At 63.5% G+C, this 18,703-nt stretch carries 13 protein-coding genes and 1 tRNA gene; 10 read left to right on the top strand and 4 right to left on the bottom strand.

Features of this window, described 5'->3' with window-relative positions:
* Positions 1 to 17: 17 nt before the first annotated feature.
* The 4 genes from RIB52_RS06235 (at position 18) to RIB52_RS06220 (ending at position 6,008) form a co-directional block, all read left to right on the top strand.
* Entirely contained in the window at positions 18 to 836 is an 819-nt protein-coding gene (locus RIB52_RS06235) for a sulfite exporter TauE/SafE family protein (protein ID WP_350174037.1), read from the top strand.
* Between the two features lie 24 nt (positions 837 to 860).
* A complete protein-coding gene (locus RIB52_RS06230) occupies positions 861 to 1,994 on the top strand; it encodes a pyridoxal phosphate-dependent aminotransferase (RefSeq protein WP_350174035.1) in 1,134 nt (377 codons plus the stop codon).
* Positions 1,995 to 2,018: 24 nt separating this feature from the next.
* On the top strand, positions 2,019 to 3,251 hold the full coding sequence (locus RIB52_RS06225) for a beta-propeller fold lactonase family protein (RefSeq protein WP_350174033.1): 1,233 nt from the start codon (positions 2,019 to 2,021) through the stop codon (positions 3,249 to 3,251).
* 159 nt (positions 3,252 to 3,410) lie between these two features.
* The gene (locus tag RIB52_RS06220; RefSeq protein ID WP_350174031.1) at positions 3,411 to 6,008 is read left to right on the top strand and encodes a M14 family metallopeptidase; all 2,598 of its coding nucleotides are present in this window, start codon (positions 3,411 to 3,413) and stop codon (positions 6,006 to 6,008) included.
* Positions 6,009 to 6,118: 110 nt separating this feature from the next.
* Here RIB52_RS06220 and RIB52_RS06215 read toward each other — a convergent pair whose 3' ends face one another.
* On the bottom strand, positions 6,119 to 9,493 hold the full coding sequence (locus tag RIB52_RS06215) for a TonB-dependent receptor domain-containing protein (protein ID WP_350174029.1): 3,375 nt from the start codon (positions 9,491 to 9,493) through the stop codon (positions 6,119 to 6,121).
* A gap of 927 nt (positions 9,494 to 10,420) precedes the next feature.
* Between RIB52_RS06215 and RIB52_RS06210 the strand changes: the two genes are divergently transcribed.
* Together RIB52_RS06210 and RIB52_RS06205 are read left to right on the top strand one after the other, a co-directional pair.
* Complete coding sequence (locus tag RIB52_RS06210) at positions 10,421 to 12,139, top strand: type I secretion system permease/ATPase (protein ID WP_350174027.1); 1,719 nt, start codon at positions 10,421 to 10,423, stop codon at positions 12,137 to 12,139.
* Positions 12,136 to 13,473 carry an HlyD family type I secretion periplasmic adaptor subunit gene (locus RIB52_RS06205; protein ID WP_350174025.1) on the top strand — a complete coding sequence of 446 codons (1,338 nt, stop codon included), beginning with the start codon at positions 12,136 to 12,138 and terminating at the stop codon, positions 13,471 to 13,473. Before RIB52_RS06210 ends, RIB52_RS06205 begins: the two co-directional genes overlap by 4 nt.
* Before the next feature lie 363 nt (positions 13,474 to 13,836).
* Here the strand turns inward: RIB52_RS06205 and RIB52_RS06200 are convergent.
* Positions 13,837 to 13,926: transfer RNA gene (locus tag RIB52_RS06200), tRNA-Ser, on the bottom strand.
* A gap of 229 nt (positions 13,927 to 14,155) precedes the next feature.
* Here RIB52_RS06200 and hspQ point away from each other — a divergent pair.
* On the top strand, positions 14,156 to 14,536 hold the full coding sequence (hspQ, locus tag RIB52_RS06195) for a heat shock protein HspQ (protein WP_350174023.1): 381 nt from the start codon (positions 14,156 to 14,158) through the stop codon (positions 14,534 to 14,536).
* 100 nt (positions 14,537 to 14,636) lie between these two features.
* Here hspQ and RIB52_RS06190 read toward each other — a convergent pair whose 3' ends face one another.
* A complete protein-coding gene (locus RIB52_RS06190) occupies positions 14,637 to 15,455 on the bottom strand; it encodes an ABC transporter permease (protein ID WP_350174765.1) in 819 nt (272 codons plus the stop codon).
* A gap of 194 nt (positions 15,456 to 15,649) precedes the next feature.
* Between RIB52_RS06190 and RIB52_RS06185 the strand changes: the two genes are divergently transcribed.
* The 3 genes from RIB52_RS06185 (at position 15,650) to RIB52_RS06175 (ending at position 17,936) form a co-directional block, all read left to right on the top strand.
* Positions 15,650 to 16,372, top strand: a complete 723-nt coding sequence (locus RIB52_RS06185) for a GcrA family cell cycle regulator (protein WP_350174021.1) — start codon at positions 15,650 to 15,652, stop codon at positions 16,370 to 16,372.
* A gap of 99 nt (positions 16,373 to 16,471) precedes the next feature.
* Complete coding sequence (locus tag RIB52_RS06180) at positions 16,472 to 17,014, top strand: DUF1993 family protein (RefSeq protein ID WP_350174019.1); 543 nt, start codon at positions 16,472 to 16,474, stop codon at positions 17,012 to 17,014.
* A gap of 4 nt (positions 17,015 to 17,018) precedes the next feature.
* Positions 17,019 to 17,936: a DUF481 domain-containing protein gene (locus RIB52_RS06175; protein ID WP_350174017.1), complete on the top strand. Its 918-nt coding sequence runs from the start codon at positions 17,019 to 17,021 to the stop codon at positions 17,934 to 17,936.
* Positions 17,937 to 17,949: 13 nt separating this feature from the next.
* Here the strand turns inward: RIB52_RS06175 and RIB52_RS06170 are convergent, their stop codons facing one another.
* Positions 17,950 to 18,633: a spermidine synthase family protein gene (locus RIB52_RS06170; RefSeq protein ID WP_350174015.1), complete on the bottom strand. Its 684-nt coding sequence runs from the start codon at positions 18,631 to 18,633 to the stop codon at positions 17,950 to 17,952.
* Positions 18,634 to 18,703 lie beyond the last annotated feature (70 nt).

Below are 18,703 nucleotides of genomic sequence, written 5' to 3'. Positions count from 1 at the left end.
ACGTTACAAAAGATCCTGTGGGCGACGCTGCATCCCTGACATTTGCCATCCCGGTGCTTCTCGCCGTTGGGGCGGGAGCCGGTTTCGCCGCCGGGCTTTTCGGCATCGGCGGGGGCTTCGTGGTCGTGCCGGCGCTCGTCTTCATCCTGCCGCTGCTAGGGGTCGGCGCCGATCAGGTCCCGCACATCGCGGTGGGAACGAGCCTCGCCACCATCATCTTTACCTCGGCCCGTTCGACCCAGAGCCATGCGCGTCGCGGATCGGTCGATTTCGCGATCCTGAAAAGCTGGGCGCCCTGGGTTGTGCTCGGCACGGTTGCGGGGTCACTGATCGCGGACCGAATTTCCGGCGCGACGCTGGCGGTGATCTTCGGCCTCGGCGTGCTCGGTTTCGCGGTCTATTTCCTGCTGCCCAAGCGCGGCGAGGAACCCGTTCTGTCGGCCATGCCGGGCGGCGCTGCACGGCTGGGCCTTGCCGGATCGCTGGGCGCAATCTCGGCGCTTCTGGGGATCGGCGGGGGGACCATCGCCACGCTCACCATGACCATGTGCGGAACGCCGATCCACCGCGCGATCGGGACGGCAGCGGGAATGGGCGCGATCATCGCGGTCCCGGCCAGCATAGGATTTCTCCTGATCGGCATGGGCGAGCAAGGGCTGCCCTGGGGCTCGATCGGCTATGTCAACCTGCCCACCGCTTTCGTAATCGTGCTGACCTCGGTCGTGTTCGCCCCGCTGGGTGTTGCGACCGCGCACCTGCTTTCGCCCGCCCTGCTGCGGCGGGTTTTCGGCATTTACCTCATCCTCGTCGGGACGACGATGATCGCGAAATACTAAAGCCCGAACAAAGGAGCAGTGGACATGCACAGCAACCGAAGATCGTTTCTCGTCGGCGCGGGCCTGTCGGCCGGAATCGCACCGCTCGCAGGAGGGGCGCTGTCTCCGCTGGCCGCTGCAGCACCCACGGCGGCGAGCGATTTCGGACCGGTCGGGGGCGAAGCGCTGCTAAGCCGCAACGAAAATCCCTATGGCCCGGCCCCCTCGGCGCTCAGGGCCGTCGCCGAAAGCGCGCGGATGGGCTGCTATTACGCCGATCGCGGGCTAGGCCGACTGGCCGACATGATCGCCGAGCGTCATCGGGTGAGCCCGCGCCAGGTCGTCCTGGGCAGCGGCTCGACCGAGATCCTGTGCGCAATCGCGCTGGCCTGGGGGGCGAAAGGCAAGGTGCTGTGCCCGGACCTGTTCTGGGACACGACCGTGCGCTACGGCGAGCGGCAGGGGGTCGAGGCGGTGCGCGTATCGCTGGGCTCCGACATGGGCGTGGACCTCGCCGCCATGACCGCAAGGCTCGATGACAGCATTGCGCTGGTGCAGGTCTGCAATCCCAACAACCCGACCGGCATGCTCATACCTTCGGCCGAAATGCGGGCCTTCGCCGACACCGTAACGCCCACGGCCACGCTGCTGGTGGACGAGGCATATAACGAGCTGACCGACGCGCCGGGCGACAACACGCTCATCGACCTCGCCCGGTCCGGACGCGACGTGATCGTGTGCCGGACCTTCTCCAAGATCTACGGCATGGCCGGGATGCGGGTCGGCTATGCGGTCACTACTGAGGAAAACGCCGACCTCATCCGCGGCTACCTGATGAGCTTCGGCGGAAATGTCGCTGGTGTCGCCGCGGCGATCGCCAGCTATAATGACACTGGTTTTCTCGCGGATTCGCGCGCCAAGGTGCTGGAAGGGCGCGCAATGATCCTAGATGCGGTCAGCAAAGCCGGGCTAACCGCACTGCCCTCGCAGACCAATTTCGTCTATGTGAAGGTCCCCGATGCCGATACGGTGCGCACCGCAATGGAGCAGCGCGGCGTGCGCATAAGGGGTGCCTACGGCCCGTGGAAGCAATGGTCGCGGGTCAGCACCGGCAGGCTGGAAGATGTCGAACGCTATGCGCAGGCCCTGCCGGAGATTATCGGGCAAATGAGCGGATAGATGCGCCCGCGGGAAGAGGACAAGATGAAAGCAGCCATTATCGCGCTAGCAGGCGCTCTCGCCCTTATGCCCGGCGCCATCGCCGCACGATCGGGCCCCGATGCAATGGTCGAGGTGGAAAACGGGCGGGTGAAGGAGGGTGTCCCGCTTCCCACCTTCAAAGTGGATGCGAGCTGGCCGAAACTGCCCGGCGACCTGATCCTGGGACAGGTTCCGGGCCTTGCGGTAGCGAGCGACGACACGATCTGGATCCTCACGCGGCCCAATTCGCTCAACCCGACCGAAATCGGTCGGGAGAACGATCCGCCGCTGACCGCCGCCTGTTGCAAGGCGCCGCCGCACGTCCTCCAGTTCGACAGCGACGGCAATCTCCTGCGCAGTTGGGGCGGTCCAGCCCTTGCGCCCGGCGAAAGTGCCTTTACCGGCGAAGGACGTGACCGGGTCGAAGAAGGCGACGAACAGTGGCCCGCCAATGTCCACGGCCTCTACGTCGATGAGGCGGGCACGGTCTGGATCGGCGGTAACGGTAACGGCGATCACGTCGTGCTCAATTTCACGCAGGACGGCGAATTCATCCGCCAGATCGGACGGCGGCAGGTGACTAAAGGAAACCTGTCCGAGACCTATCTCGGTAATCCAGCCGACATAGCGCACGACGGCAAGAGCGTTCTGGTCGCAGACGGCTACACCAACACCCGAGTGATCGCATTCGCGAGCGAGGACCTATCCTTCGAACAACTCTGGGGCGCCTATGGGACAGAACCGGGCTCGGGCACGCGCGGCGGAGCTTTCGACCAGTCGATGGCCACAAGCACCGCCGAGGGCGGGCCGGACCCGCAAGCCGGGGATTTCGAGCCGATGGTCCATTGTGTGGTGCGCGGGCCGGAGGACACCGTCTATGTCTGCGACCGCCGCAACAACCGGGTGCAGGTCTTCCGCGAAGGCCCCGACGGGATCGAATTCCTAGAGAATGTCGTGATCGCGCCCGAAACCGGAGGAACCCGCACCGCGAGCGATGTCGCCTTCAGCCCGGACGGCACCTATGTCTATGTCGCCGACATGATGAATGGGCGAGTCTGGATCCTGACCCGCGCGGATCACGAGATCGTCGGCTGGTTTGGTCGCAACGGCCGCTATCCCGGGCAATTCATCTGGCTCCACAGTGTCGATGTCGACAGCGAGGGGAACGTCTACACGAGCGAGGTGAACACCGGCCGCCGCGTCCAGCGCTTCGTCTTCGAGGGCTATGAGGAATGATCCGCGCGCGCCGTGCCAGTGTGCGCGAATTGGGGCAGACCTGACCGGCCCACTTGACCTGCGGAGACGTTTATTCGAACGCTTGAGCATTCGAAGAGGACAATCGGGGACAAGAAAATGGTCGTGATTTGGCGCCGCGTTGCCGCGGCATGCACAGCTATGCTCTGCAGCTTCGCAATCGGCGGGAGCGCGCTCGCCCAGTCCTTCCTCGAGGCGGAGTTCGACCCTGCCATTCCCACCCTGAGCGAGATCGTCGGGCACGAGCCGGGACGCAGGATCACCTCGCCCGAAGAGACCGAAAGCTATCTGAAGGCCTTGGTCGAGGCTGCGCCGGAGCGAGCACGGCTCGTCCGTTATGCGACAAGCTGGCAGGGTCGGCCGCTCCACTATTTGGTGCTGACGGCGCCGCAAAATATGGCACGGATAGAAGCCATCCGGGCGGACATGGCCAATATCGCTGCCGGTCGGCCAAGCAATGGCGACGCGCTGCCCGTCACCTGGCTCGCCTATAGCGTGCACGGAAACGAGGTGTCCTCGACCGATGCGGCGCTGATGACCGCCTATCACCTGCTCGCCGCCAAGGCCGATGAGCGCGCGGAAAGGATCATGTCCGAGACGGTGGTGATCATCGATCCCGTCCAGAACCCGGATGGCCGCGCACGGTTCGTCCACCATTTCCGCGATGCGCTCGGTACGGTGCCGATCGGCGATCGGCAGGCGGCGGAGCACGATGAAACCTGGCCGAGCGGCAGGGTCAATCACTACATGTTCGACCTCAATCGCGACTGGTTCACGCTGAGCCAGCCGGAGACGCGCGGGAAGGTCGCAGCGATCGGGGAATGGAACCCGGTCGTCGTCGTCGACCTGCACGAAATGAGCGGCGACGACACCTATTTCTTCGCCCCCGCCGCCGACCCGGTAAATCCCAACATCACGCCCGAACAATTGCGGCTCTACGAACTCATCGGCCGCAACAATGCGGGATATTTCGACCGGATGGGCGAGCCTTATTTCACCCGCGAGGTCTATGACCTGTTCTATCCTGGCTACGGCGACACCTGGAACACCCATCAGGGTGCGATCGGCATGACCTACGAGCAGGGATCGCCGCGCGGCCTCGTTTGGGAGCGCCGCGACGGGACCGTGCTGAGCTATGCCGATGCGGTACGCAATCACTTCGTCGCCAGCCTCTCGACAGCGGAAGCGGTAGCGATGAACTCCGATCGCTTCCTTGCCGACTATGCTGCCTACCGCGCTGCGAATACGCGCGGAAAGGCCGGGGACGGGGCCTATGTCATCGACCTCGCAAGCCGCCGCTGGAATGCGGAAAGCCTCGGGCGACGGCTCGCCGCGCAGGGCATAGAAGTGCTCCGCCGGTCCGGCCCGGCGACTGCATGCGGGCGCTCTTATCCCCAAGGCTACATCGCGGTTCCGCAGGCACAGCCCGCTGCCAAGCTCGTGCGCAGCCTGCTTGACCGCGATACCGAACTGCCGCGCGGGTTCATTGCCGAACAGGAACGGCGGCGCGCGAAAGACCTGCCGCATGAACTATACGACGTGACCGCCTGGTCCGTTGCGCTGATGTCCGGTGTCAGCGCCGAATTGTGCAACGCTGCCGTGCCCGGAGAAGCGCTGGCAGGTAGCGCGCCGATAACTGCGCTCACCAGCGGATCGGGCGATTTCGCAGTCGCCGTGCCGTGGACCGATAGTGGCCAGGCACGCCTCGTCGCGCTCGCCCTGCGCGAAGGGATCGAAGCGCGGATCACCGACGAGGCCTTCACCAAGGGCGGCCGCATTTTCCCGCGCGGAACGGTGATCTTCCCGGCGGCGAACAATACTCCGGAAAAGATGCAGCGACTGCGCGTGCTGGCCAGCCAATCCGGAGCCGAAACAGTCGCGCTCGGCGACAGCTGGGTCGAGGATGGCCCCAATCTCGGCAGCGATGCCTTCGTCCGGCTGACCCTCCCCAGGGTCGCGCTCGCGTGGGACGAGGGGATTTCCCAGCTCAGCGCCGGGGCGATGCGCTTCGTGCTCGAGCGACGCCTCGGCCTTCCGGTCGTGCCGATCCGGACGGACCGCTTGGCCCGCGCCGATCTTGCCGATTACGACGTGGTCGTGATCCCCGATGGCTCTCCGCGCGAACAGCTCGGTGACAGCGGGCTCGGCACTCTCGCGGAGTTCGTAGAGCGCGGCGGGGTGCTGGTCGCCATCGAGGGCAGCCTGGGTGCCTTAGCGGGCGGGGATGACCCGCTGCTCTCGATCAAGCGCGAGGCCGCTCTCGGGCGCGCTCCGCAGGATGAAAAGGACGAGGAGGAAACGGACAGCAGCCTCGCCCAAGCGGTCGAGATTGCGGACGAAGAAGCCTATCGGGACGTCATCGCCGACCAGGAGGCGCTGCCGGATACGCTACCGGGCGCCCTGCTCAACACGGTCGCCGACACGGAGAATTTCCTCTCGGCAGGCTACGATGACGGTGCCGTGGTGCTGGCGAGTGGTTCGCGGATTTTCACCCCTCTGGACCGCGACGAAGGAACCAATGTCCTGCGTTTCGCCGCGGCCGACAGCCTGATCGCCAGCGGCTATGTGTGGGAGGAGAACCGTCGGCAGCTCGCCTTCAAGCCCTACCTGATGGCTCAGCCGAGCGGAGACGGGCTGACGATCGGGTTCGCCTATGATCCTTCGACGAGGGCCTATCTCGACGGGCTCGACCTGTTGATCGCAAATGCGGTGCTGGTCGCTCCATCGCGCATGCGCTGACCATCGCACGATTATCGTCCGGCCAAGGCTGGCTTGCAGGCAGGAAAAAGGGCGCGGGCGGAATATCCGCTCGCGCCCTTTTCGTGCGTCTGCGTGAGCGCTAGCCCGGCTCAGAAATTCCCCGACACGCCGAGGAAGAAGAACCGTCCGCGCGGGCTGACCGGACGCGCGAGGCTGCCGAGGAAGGGCTCGACGTCGAACAGGTTGTTGATACCGCCGAAGACCTCGATGTCGTCGGTGATCCGATAGCTGACATTTATGTCCTGCTCGAAACCGGTGCCGGTGGTGAGCTGCGACGGGTCGGCCAGCCCTTCGTTCGGCGAGACGACGACCGCCCCATCGACGATCTCGACGTCGGTCGCGTCCGCGTTCGAAAACTGGAGCGCGGAATCCTCGAAGCGGCCGCGCCAGCCGATGCTCAGCCGATCCATCGTCCAGTTGACCCCGAAATTGACGATCCACTCCGGGTTGCCGATCACGCCGAGCAGGTCGCTCACGGTGGCCTGGTCGGCGATCAGCAATTCCTGCTGGAGCGGATCGGGTTCGTCCGCGATCGTCTGGCCGATCACGGGATCGCTTTCGGTGAACCTTTCAAGGAAACGCGTGCCCGCGGCCCGCAGCTCGAAGAAGCCCCAGTCGCGATTCCCGCCGAAGGGCGCGTCGAAGCGGTAACGCGCTTCGAAGTCGATACCCCGCGCCCGGAGCACGGCGAGGTTGATATTGCCCGAAGTGAACCCCGAGATCGCACCGCCATTGTTCGGATCGCGCTGGATCGCGTCGCAGAACTGGTTGTCGATTGAGGGAAGATCCACGCAAGCTGCGGCGATGGCGGCACCGGTGAGGCTGCCAACAGCATCCTCGATCTCGATGTCGTAATAGTCCACGATCAGCGTGAGCCCATCCAGCGCGCCGCCGAGAATTCCCCGCGGCTGGAAGATGCCGCCAATCGTGAAGCTGTCCGACGTCTCCTCGTTCAGGTTGGGGTTGCCGCCCGTGGTCCCGGTGACAAATGCCGTCAGGAAGTCGGACGAATCGAAGCCCGGAGCGACGAATTGCTGGCAGTTGTCGGGCCGGTTGGAGCTTCCGTTGTTGATATTGCCGTCATCGCACGGGTCGGCATCCACGCCGATGAACGCGGCGCCCTGCGGCGCGAAGAGCTCACCGATATTGGGCGCCCGCACCGCGCGCGAATAGGTGCCGCGGAAGGTCAGCCATTCGACCGGCGAATAGATCGCACCGAACGAATAGGTCTCAGTCGTGCCGATCGTGTTGTAGTCGGAGATACGGCCCGAGGCGGTCACTTCCAAAAGGTTGACGAAGGGCATGTCCGCGAGCAGCGGCAGGCGGATTTCGCCGAAGCCTTCATACACGCTGATCCCCTGCCCGTCGGTCGGCGAATCGAACAGCGGCACACTGTTGTTCGTGACGACATTGGGTTCGATCGAGAAAAAGTTGGCGCGTGTGAACTGCGATTCGTCGCGGCGATATTCGAAACCCGCCGCAAAGCCGATCGGGCCGCCGGGCAGTTCGAAGAAATGGCCCGTATCGCCCGAAAGGACGGCGAGGAATTGCTGCTGCTCGATCACGGTGTTGTCGAGCAGGTCGATGAAAGCGAAGTCTGCGCCGGCCCCGCCGATCGAGTTGGGCCCGAGAATGTTGATCGGTGCGCAGGAGCCGTCGCCGACCTGGAAGGTAACGGATCGGGTGAGCCCGCCGACATCGACCCCGTTGATTGTCGTCCCGGGCGCAAACAGCGGCGGACCACCGACGAATTGCGAAGCCGGAGCCGGAAGCCCGGTCAGCTCCGAGCGGCAGACGATATCGCCGACCTGCGCGGTGCCCGGCGTGATCTCGATGTCCTCGCCGTTGCGGATTGCATTGAGCGTGCCCACGCCGCCCGGGCCAAACGCGACATTCGGATTTGTGCCGTCGAGATCCGCTTCGGTCAGGGCGACGGCATCGATCGCGGTAAAATAGCGGTCATTGATCCGTGCATTGCGGAACGTGTCGTCGACTTCGGTCCGGCCCCAAGCATAGAAAGCCTCGAAGGAGACATTGCTGTCGGGCGCTTCCCAGCGCAGCCCGCCGGTCGCTCGGATGGTCGAACGCTCGAGGCTGGTCCCCGAATTGGTTTCCGAGCCGACATTGTCGCGCGCTACGAAAATGCTGGGCGTCTCGCCGGGCAAGAGCGCGTCGAGAACCGGAATTTGGTTCTGGATTGCCGTCGGAAGGAACGGGTTGTCGAGCGCAATCGGGATGTCGTCGGAGAACGGAATGCCCGACACGTCGGATGTCTCGGTGTATGAGAACTTCGCATCCGCGAAGAATGTGAGCGTGGGCGTGATCTCGTAATCGAAGCCGGCCGCTGCGGTCACCTGGGTAAGCTCGGGAATGAGAGTCAGTCCGGGTGCGGTTCCCTGGATGAAAATGCCGTCCCCCCCGCTCGCATTGAAGGCGCCGGTCGAAATGCCGGGGTTGAAGGCCCGCACATTGCCGTTCTCGTCGATCACTTGCAGCACCGGAATGTCGGTGCCCGGAATGTTCGGCACGGTATCGGTCGCCGGGTTGAAATTGTTGACGAAGGAGAGGAGCTGGCCGAACGGGAAGGCGAACGGCGTCGGATCGACGGCGATGGTCGAGCCGGCGCTGGAAACCGGGAGCCTGCGGTCGGGAACGAAAGCTTGCTCCGCATTCGGATCGAGCCCGAGGATGTCGTTGAGGAACGGGTTGCTCGGGTTGAGCGACGAAAAGCCGGGGCCTGCGAAATTCGGCCTGTCTCCGTTCAGGACCGCGGTCGAATGGCTATACTCGACAGCGAAGACCGCGCTGCCGCGCCCGTCCTGGAATGTCCCGCCGCCCGCGACCGAGCCGTAGAATTCCTCCGCATCGCCTTCATCGCTGATCCCGGTCTGCAGCCGATATTCGAGCCCGTCGAAATCCCGGCCCGTGCGCATGACATAGTTGACCACGCCCGACACCGCATCCGCGCCATAGACCGCCGATGCGCCGCCGGTGAGCACCTCGACGCTGCCGATCAGCGCCTGCGGGATCGACCCGACATCGACTGTCGCGGTTCCGGCGATGCCCGGGACATGGCGGCGCCCGTCCTGCAGCACGAGGGTCCGGTTGGTGCCGAGCTGGCGCAGGTTGAGAGTGCTCGCCCCGGTCAGCGCAAGGTCCTGTGCGCTCGACAGGGTTGCAGGGTCCGAGCCCTGCAGCGCCGGGATCTCGCGAAGGGTCTGGGCGACGTTGATCTCGCCCGAATTCCTGAACTGTTCGGCGGTGATGACCTGCACGGGGCTCGCCAGCGAAGTGGTGGAATCGGTCGCGATGCGCGAGCCGGTGACAACGATCGCGCCATCCATCGAGACCTGATCGTCGGATTGCCCATCGCTGTCGGGAGCCTGCTGCGCGAGCGCCGCCTGCGGGAGCGCGCTCGCTGCGGCGAGGAGAAGAGCGTGAGAAGAAAGCTTCGTGAATGTCATGGCTGCCCCTGTCTTTGCTGCACTGCGTCAGGATTGATGCGGGCTCGAAGCGTGTCAAGAACGTTTCACCAGATCGTAATGCCGGAGACATCATCCGCGTAAGATTGTTGCAATTTTGCCAGCCTTGGCTTTGCGCGCACCGATGGCGATGTTGCTGCACCCGCGAGGGCGCGGTAATGCGCCACTTGCAACCTTTAATCCCGGATAGGTTCCAAGCGTCGGCAGACTGCCTTGGCCCCATCGCCCGGAGGTTGCCAAGACTAGCGCTTTCCAGCACTGCAGCTCGTCTTCAACGTTGGAAAAGAACGCTTGGGCGATGTTTATGCTTTGAGAAAAACAACGGGCTGCTGCGGCACCACTCTGGCGTTCACAAGCCGAACAGTTGACAGCAACGGTCCTGCTTCAGAGAGCCGCTACCGCGCTTGCGCCTGCGCCTGCGCGAGCATGCAACATGCAAGATGCGTCGCGTTTCAACACTGGCCGAGTGCGCCGCTGGCGCGTGGCGGAAATCTGAGGCTTTGGCCGATACCACGTGTCGCGACGCGCCCACACGGTACCTCGTGTTTAAGATGCCTCGTATTGCTATCGACGAGGGTGTCACCTAGCGTTGGACACGTTCGTTCGGCGGGCGGTCCCGGCGAAAATGGGCGACATGAAGAAGACGGGGGGGTTCGCAAGAGCACACCATCAGTGCGCAGAACGAGGCAGAGGCGATTGCCAAGGCCGCGTACCCGGACCGATGGTCCGACTTTCCTGAGGAAACGGGGAGCCCGATAAGCGGGTAAGTGCAGACTGAGGCCCCCGGGTGCCCGCCGGTCTTGGCCCGGACCACGATCTCGCAATTTCGGACAATCCCTGGACCAACACGGAGCCAAGGGCCTTCGGGACTCGCGCCGTACCCGCAAACTGCTAGCACCCAATTCGAGCATGCAAGAATCAGGCAGCCTTGAACTTCGCGACGCATTGAAGAAGTCGCAATCCGCGCTCATGACGGTCGCGTTTCTCAGCGCTATCCTCAACGTGTTGCTGCTCGGCGGCCCGATCTACATGCTGCTGATCTACGACTCCGTTATGCCGAGCGGCAATACGGCAACCCTGTTCGGCCTCTTCGCCATGGTCATCGTGGTTTATGTCTTTCAGGGCTTGTTCGATCTTTTGCGGGTCCGACTTCTCGGCGATGTGGCAGCGGCGTTCGATGCCCGGATGACAGGTCAGGTATACAGACTGATTTCGAGGCTCGCGCTCGAGGCCGGTGAGGAACGCAATGACGGCCTGACTCCCATGCGTGATCTGGACAGCGTCAGGAGCTTCCTTAGTTCGCCCGGGCCCGGAGCATTGATGGATCTGCCCTGGCTCCTGCTCTTCATAGGCCTGCTGTCTCTCCTGCACATATGGCTCGGCGTGACGGCTCTGGTCGGTGCCCTGATCCTCGTGTCGCTCACCTATCTGAACGACCGGATGACCTCCGAGCCGAGCCAGCAGCTCAGCCGGTCACGCGCTTCACGATCGAAGCTGGCCATGGATTTGCAGCGTCATATGGAAGTCATCAATGCATTGGGCATGGGCCCAAGCATGATGGAGCGTTGGCAAGCGGCCAACGCCCAACTCAATACCGCACAGCACGACGTTGCACGCACGAGCGGACTTATCAGCGGCATTAGTCGGATCTTCCGCCTTTTTCTGCAGAGCCTTGTTCTCTCCGTCGGGGCGCTCCTGTATCTTGCGGGAGAAGCAAGTGGCGGCATAGTTTTCGCAGCATCCATTCTGGCCGCGCGCGCGCTCGCGCCGATCGACCAGGCCATCGCACACTGGGGATCATTCACACTTGCGCGCCAAGGTTGGGCGAGGCTGGATCGGCTGCTATCCGCAGTCCCCGACCGGGCTCCCCACACCACGCAATTGCCGCCACCCAGCGAACATTTGAATGTCGAGGCCCTCGCTGTTGCCCCGCCCGGAACCGAAGTCCCGGTCATTGAAGGCGTGTCATTCCGACTTCAGGCAGGCGATGCCGTGGGTATCATCGGCCCTAGCGCGTCTGGCAAGACGACACTGGTGCGGGGGCTCATCGGGCTATGGTCGCCATATGCCGGAAGTGTTCGGCTCGACGGCGCTCGACTCGATCAATGGTCGCCCGAAAATATCGGCCAGCATCTCGGATACCTGCCGCAAAATGTCGAGCTGTTCGATGGTACCATCGCGCAGAATATTGCGCGCTTCGATCCGATCATGCCATCTGACAAGGTCATCGCGGCTGCAAGGTCAGCTGGTGTGCACGAAATAGTCCTCGCCCTCGAGAGCGGATACGACACCATGATCGGTGTCGGCGGTACTCAGCTTTCGGCTGGTCAACGACAACGCATCGGATTGGCGCGTGCGCTTTATGGAAACCCATTCATGGTTGTTCTGGATGAACCCAATTCCAACCTCGACTCCGAAGGCGAGGCGGCGCTCGACACGGCGATAAAGGGCTTGCGGGAACGCGGCGCGATCACGGCCATCGTGGCGCATCGGCCATCGGCTCTGCGCCAGGTAAACAGGGTGATGGTGCTTCGGAACGGTCGCATGGCGGCATTTGGGGATCGCGATCCGATTCTCGCCCAAATCACCGCTTTGCCTAGTGCTGACGCGGCAGGGGCAGGTTCATGAATTCACATCAGCCGATTGCCATTCCTGCGGAGCCACTTGCTCTGGCCGAAAGCTATGATGAGAGCGCTCGGGGGCGAGCACGCCTTGCGATAACGGCGGCGGCCATTCTGGCGGGTCTGGTGCTGTTCGGCGCCTTCCTCGTGCCGATAGGGGGCGCCGTGATTGCGACTGCGGAGATCGCACCCGAGACACGGATCAAACGGATCGCCCACCCGACGGGCGGCGTCATCGAGGAAATCCTCGTCGCCGATGGCGACAGGGTGGAGAAAGGCGACCTGCTCATTCGGCTGGATGCGCAGGTGAGTTCGGTCAATGCCGAGTTTTCCGAACGTTCCCTGGCACAATTGCTCGCGCAGCGCGCGAGGCTCTCCGCGGAAGTCGCCGACCTTGGAGCCATTCGCTTTCCCGCAGAGCTGCTCAACGACAGAAGCGATGATGCGCGCGAGGCAATTCGTAACGAAGCGCGCCGTTTCGAATTGAACCGAGCGGAACAGTCCAACTTGCGCTTGCAGCTTGATGAGAGGGTCAATCAGCTGAACCGCCAGATTGACGGCTACCGGGCACAAATCGGCTCACTCGAAGCGCAGCAAAGGCTGATCCAACCAGAGCTTGAAATGGTCCGCGAGCTGCACGGGCAAGGTTATGTGACGATCCGCCGACTGAACGAAATGGAGCGCACAGCGATCGATCTCGATGGCTCTATCGGTTCGCTGCGGGCCAGTATCGCGAGAGCGAATGCCGGGATCGCAGAGGCACAGGAGAAGCGCATACAGGTCGGCCAGACGGCCCGGACGCGGGCGAGTGCAGATCTGGCAAGGGTCGAATCCGCGATCAATGAGCAACGTGTTGCCAGCGCCAGTGCGAAGGACAAGTTCAGTCGTTCGGAGATACGCTCGTCCTATGCCGGAACGGTGGACAAGCTTGCCTTCAGCGCGATTGGTGAAGTCGTCCAACCAGCCGAGACGATATTGCAGATCGTGCCTCGGGAAGATCGGCTAGTGTTCAACGGCCTAGTGCTTCCGACCGACATCGACCGGGTAGAGGTGGGGCAGCCAGTCCGAATCAGGCTTTCCGCGTTCAATCAGGCGACCACGCCCGAACTGACAGGCAAAGTGATCTTCGTATCGGCTGACCCCGTGACCGAAGAAAACACGGGAGCACGGCTCTTTCGAGTGAGAGTGGCGATAAACCGGCAGAGCCCCAGGCTTTCCGAGGGCAAAGAACTCGTATCTGGGATGCCGGCGGAACTCTTCATCGAGACTGGAAGCCGTTCGATTCTGTCTTACGTGACAAAGCCGCTGGTCGATCAGTTTCAGCGCGCTTTTCGCGATTGAACGGGAGAGTGGCACTCCACGCCATGGCCTGTTCGAAATGCCGGGGCGCAAGGATGCTTTTTCCTTTCCGCCCCTGACGTGTTTCGGGACGGTCTTGCGCCTCTTGCCTGCAATGCCCTTTTTCACGCGAGGACAACGAGTTCCGCTCCGCTGCGGCGGATCCGGCGGGAGGGGCCGTCGTCCGGTTTGTCTTACGGGTCCTGTGGTGCGAAGGGATCGGGTACGGGCACTCGCGCGGTGTACTCGGTGAACATCTCCCGCAGCGCTGTTCCCCGTTTAGTCGGGCGATCGCCCTACGCAAAGCCGCCGGTTCCGCCGTCTTCGGCATGCCCCAAGGAAGCACACATTCGTGCTGGGGGTAGCTGGCGGAGAGGGAGGGATTCGAACCCTCGGTACCTGTGAAGGCACAACGGTTTTCGAGACCGCCCCGTTCGACCACTCCGGCACCTCTCCGACGGCTGTTGCGGACGCCGAGAGCGGCTGGCTCCTGCGACTGGCGACCGAGCCCTGGCCATCCCTCCGCGTCGGTCCAACGCTTCGGCGGGCTGGCCGGGAGCGGGCCCGTTACCCCATGGCCCGGCACTTGCCAAGTCCCGATCGCAGACAAAATTCGGGCATATCTCGCGCCTGCCGCAGCACCGCGCCTTGCCATGGCAGACGAAGGACCCATATCCTGCTCACTATGGAACGTGCTCAGTTCTTTTCGACGCAGGCGGGGCGCACGATCTACGCCCCGCTTGAAACCCGCACCCGCTTCGGCATCGGCGATGTGGTCCGCCACCGCCTGTTCAGCTTTCGCGGAGTGATCTTCGATATCGATCCGGTTTTCGCCAATAGCGAGGAATGGTATCAGTCGATTCCGGAGGACATTCGTCCCGACCGTGATCAGCCGTTCTACCATCTCCTCGCCGAAAATGACGAGTCGAGCTATGTCGCCTATGTCAGCCAAGGCAATCTTGTGGGCGATGCGAAAGGCGGGCCGATCGACCATCCGACAGTCCCGCAATTGTTCGAAAGTTTCGAGGACGGTCGCTATCGGATGCGGCGCTCGCTGACCCATTGAAATTGGCGGCGTTTGCGCCCCGCAATGTCTTCGGGCGTTCGGCGCAGCGGACGCGTAAGCAAGTCTGCTGCCATATTCAGCCCGTCACTGCGACCTTGGCCTAGCTTTTCAGCTTCCAGCCGGACCTCAGGATCGTGTAGACGATCAAGGCGAGCACCACGTTGAACACCCCCATGCCGACCGCCGCCCACACCACTTGGGTCGCCGATCCAATATCACTTTCGCCCAGAAAGCCGTAGCGAAAGCCCGAGATAACGTAGAAAAACGGATTGGCCCGGCTCACCGCCTGGAATGCGGGCGCGAGGTTGTCGATCACGTAAAATGTCCCGGACAGCAAAGAGAGCGGAGCGATGACGAAGTTGGTGATCGCGGCATTGTGATCGAACTTCTCAGCCCAGATCGAGGTCGCAAGACCGAAGACCGAAAGCATCACCGCCCCCATCAGTCCGAACCAGACGATCGCCCAGACATGTGCGACAGGCACGCTCACGCCCGGCCAAAGAACCATCGCAAGCGCCACCGTGCAGCCCACCGCGACCGCGCGAGTAACCGCCGCTGCGACGATCCCCGCCATCAATTCGCCTGGCGAAAGCGGCGGCATCAGAAGATCGATGATGGTCCCCTGGATCTTACCCGAAAGCAACGAGAAGCTCGAGTTGGCGAACGCATTCTGCATCATTCCCATGACAATGAGGCCGGGTGCGACGAAGCTGGAGAACGGGACGCCCAGCACCTCGCGTCCCTCCCGGCCCAACGCGACCGAGAAGATTACCAGAAACAAAAGGGTCGTGACCGCCGGAGCCCAGATCGTCTGGGTCTGCACCTTGAGAAACCGCCGGACCTCCTTCATATAGAGGCTGTAGAGCCCGACGCGATTGATCCCGGTAATGACTGGGCGCCCGCGAGGGGTAAAGGCCATGCTTCCGGCCTCACCAGCTTTGGCAGGCCCGGAATGGGAGGATCTCGCCGACGATTCGGCGGTGGATGCTTGATCGGCCATGCGCCAGCGCCTACGTGCTTGGGCAAGCGCTGGCAACACCCGCCCCGCCCACCGCGCAGCCGGTTCACACGCAGCGGTCCGGGCGCAACCATCAGGAACGGAATCGAAAACCTATGAGCTGGACTGACGAGCGCATCGCAACGCTCAAGAAGATGTGGGAAAGCGGCGCCACCGCGAGCCAGATCGCCGACGAACTGGGCGGAGTGAGCCGTAATGCGGTGATCGGCAAGGCGCATCGTCTCGGGCTCAAATCGCGCCCCTCGCCGGTCAAGGCTAACGACAAGAAGAAGCCTGCGCCGAAAAAGCAGGCAGCCAAGCCCACTCCCCCAAAAAAGGGCGCTTCGCCGGCCAGACCGGCAGCAAAGGCCGATGAGACGCCCGCAGCAAACAAAGATCCGGTCGCCAAGACGACGCAGAAGGCAGCAGCGCCAGCACAGCCGACAGAAGGCACCGATGCGCCCGCTGCGGCGGATAACCCGCCCAAGGAGGAGCAGAACCTGCCCAAGATCGTATCGGTCGGCCCGGGCGGTTTTCTTCGCCAGGGCCCGGGCGACCAGCAGGCTCCGATTCCGCCAGCCCCACCTCGCCGCCTTGTCCCCGCCAAGCCGAGCCCCGAAATCGCCGACAAAACCAGCCTGCTCGACCTCTCGGACAAGGTCTGCCGCTGGCCCATGGGTCACCCGGGTGAACCCGACTTCCATTTCTGCGGCGAACCGGTCAATCCCGGCTTTCCCTATTGCGTCGAGCATTGCGGGCGAGCCTACCAGGCGCAGCTTCCGCGCGGTTCGCGCAAGCCGCCTCCCCCGCTGCCCTTCGGCGGCCCACGGGTTCGCTGAGGGCGGCGGCGGACGGGTCATTTCACAGGGTAGCCCGCGCGCTTTTCTGCCGCTAATCGTGCGCGGAGATGCCCGATTTCGGGCTGAACGGGGGACTCCATGCCGCTTACGCTTCACACCGCCTTCGTGCCTACCTGCGAGCAATTGCTCGGAGGGCTGCGCACGGTCATTGACCGCGCCGAGGCCCATACCCGGGCCGAGGGCCTCGACGATGCCGAACTGATAGGTGCCTCGCTCGTCCCCGACATGTGGCCCTTGCCCTGGCACGTTCGGGCCTGCTGGGTCCATTCGGGCTATGCGCTAGGCCTCATGCCGACAGGCGAGTTCACCCCTGATTTCACTGCCATTCCCGATAGCTGGGACGCGATGAGAGCGATGGTCGACGAGGCGCTCGCTACGCTGACCGGCGTAGACGAGGACGACCTTGAACGCATCGCCGATAGCAAGGTCACCTTCGTGATGGGCGGCCGCAAGCTGATGGAAGGGACGGTTTCCCAGTTTCTTCTGGGATTCCATCAGGTCAATTTCCAATTTCACGCTGCGACCTTCTACGGGATATGCCGTATGAAGGGCGTGAAGCTGGGCAAGATGGATTATATGGGGCCCTTGCCAACGGCCCGGGCGAGCACGGCAGGAGACTAGGACAATGCGCCTTGCGTTGACCGGTATCGCTTGCGGCGCGCTCGCTTTGCCCGCCCCCGCCTTCGCCGACCTGCCCGCCCCCGTGCGCGCGATGATCGACGCCGCGATCGAGACCGGTGAGGAAGCGAAGGTGCGCACCGTCATCGAACTCGCCCGCGCGACCAATCCCGAGGATGGTGCCGAAATCGATGCGATCCTGGCCGCTTACGAGACGCAGCTGGCCGTGGCGGCAGAGGCCGAAGCCGCTGCCGAGCAGGAGCGCATCCGCACTGCCGGCCTGTTCGAGAACTGGAGCGGCAAAGGCGAACTGGGTGCGTTCCGCTCGACCGGGAATGCCTCGAACACGGGGATCACCGCCGGCCTCTCTCTGACGCGCGAGGGGATCAGGTGGCGGCACAAATTATCCGGCCGCGCCGATTACCAGGAAACCGACGGCGTCGTCACGCGCGAGCAATTCCTCGCCGTTTACGAGCCCAACTGGAAGATCAACGACCGGCTCTATGCCTATGGTCTTGCACAATACGAACGTGACCGGTTCCAGGGGTTTTCGGCCCGCTATTCGGTCTCGGGCGGCCTCGGTTATGACGTGCTGCTGGACGAACCCGTCACCCTTTCCATCAAGGCCGGCCCCGCATGGCGAAGGACAGAATTCGTCGACGGGGGCAGTCGGAGCGACCTTGCCGGGCTCGCGGCGCTCGATTTCGACTGGCAGCTGCTCGACACCGTCTCCTTCACGCAGGATGCGAGCGCCTTCGTCCAGTCGGGTTCCTCGACCTTCATCTCGGACAGTGGGCTCGTCGCGAAGGTCGCAGGCGACCTATCGCTGCGCCTGTCCTACACGGTGGAGCACGACACCGACCCGCCCGCAGGCGCGGTGAAGACCGATACGCTCAGCAGGGTGACGATCATCTACGATTTCTGAGCCAGCCGCTGGATCAGCTCTTGCGCGCAAACCAGATCGTGTGGCGTGGGCCCTTGCCGTTCGGCCTCGCCCGCACCTCCCGCGCTTCGACGGCGAAGCCCGCATCCTTCAACCGCCGCGTGAACTTGTGGTCGGGCGCGGCTGACCAGATCGCCAGCACGCCGCAGGGATTGAGCGCATCGCGCGCCTTGCCGAGCCCGGTCCGCGAATAGAGCCGGTTGTTCGCATCGCGCACGATTCCGTCCGGGCCATTGTCGACATCGAGCAGGATCGCGTCATATTTCTTGCAGGTCCCGTCATTGGCATCGTCGATCAGCGCCGAAACGTCGCACAGCCTGATATCGCCTCTCGGATCCTCTAGGCTGTCTCCGGTGAGATGCGCGAGCGGCCCCTTTGCCCAGTCGAGGATTTCCGGCACCACCTCCGCGACGCGCACCTCGCCCCCTGCGGGAAGCTGCGAAAGCGCGGCGCGATAGGTGAAACCCATGCCATAGCCGCCGATCAGGACCCGCGGAGCCCTGGCATCCAGTTCCGCAAGAGTGAGAAGCGCAAGCTGTTCCTCGGAAAACTGCATGCGCGTACCCATCAATTCGCCGCGTCCCAGCATGATGATGAAATCGCGCCCGTGGCTGACAAGCGCCAGTTCCTCGTCACCGCCCGGGATGGCGGCTGTGGCAAGGGTCTTTCTTTCGAGCATTCGGGGTCTCTCAATCGAAAAGGGCCGCCCTGCCTTGCGGCGGGCGGCCCTTTTTAATGCGGTGTGAAGG

The organism is Erythrobacter sp. (assembly GCF_040217515.1).
In the GTDB taxonomy this organism is placed as follows: domain Bacteria; phylum Pseudomonadota; class Alphaproteobacteria; order Sphingomonadales; family Sphingomonadaceae; genus Erythrobacter.
Note: the sequence above shows the minus strand (reverse complement) of the source record. Positions and strands in the feature narration are given on the sequence as shown.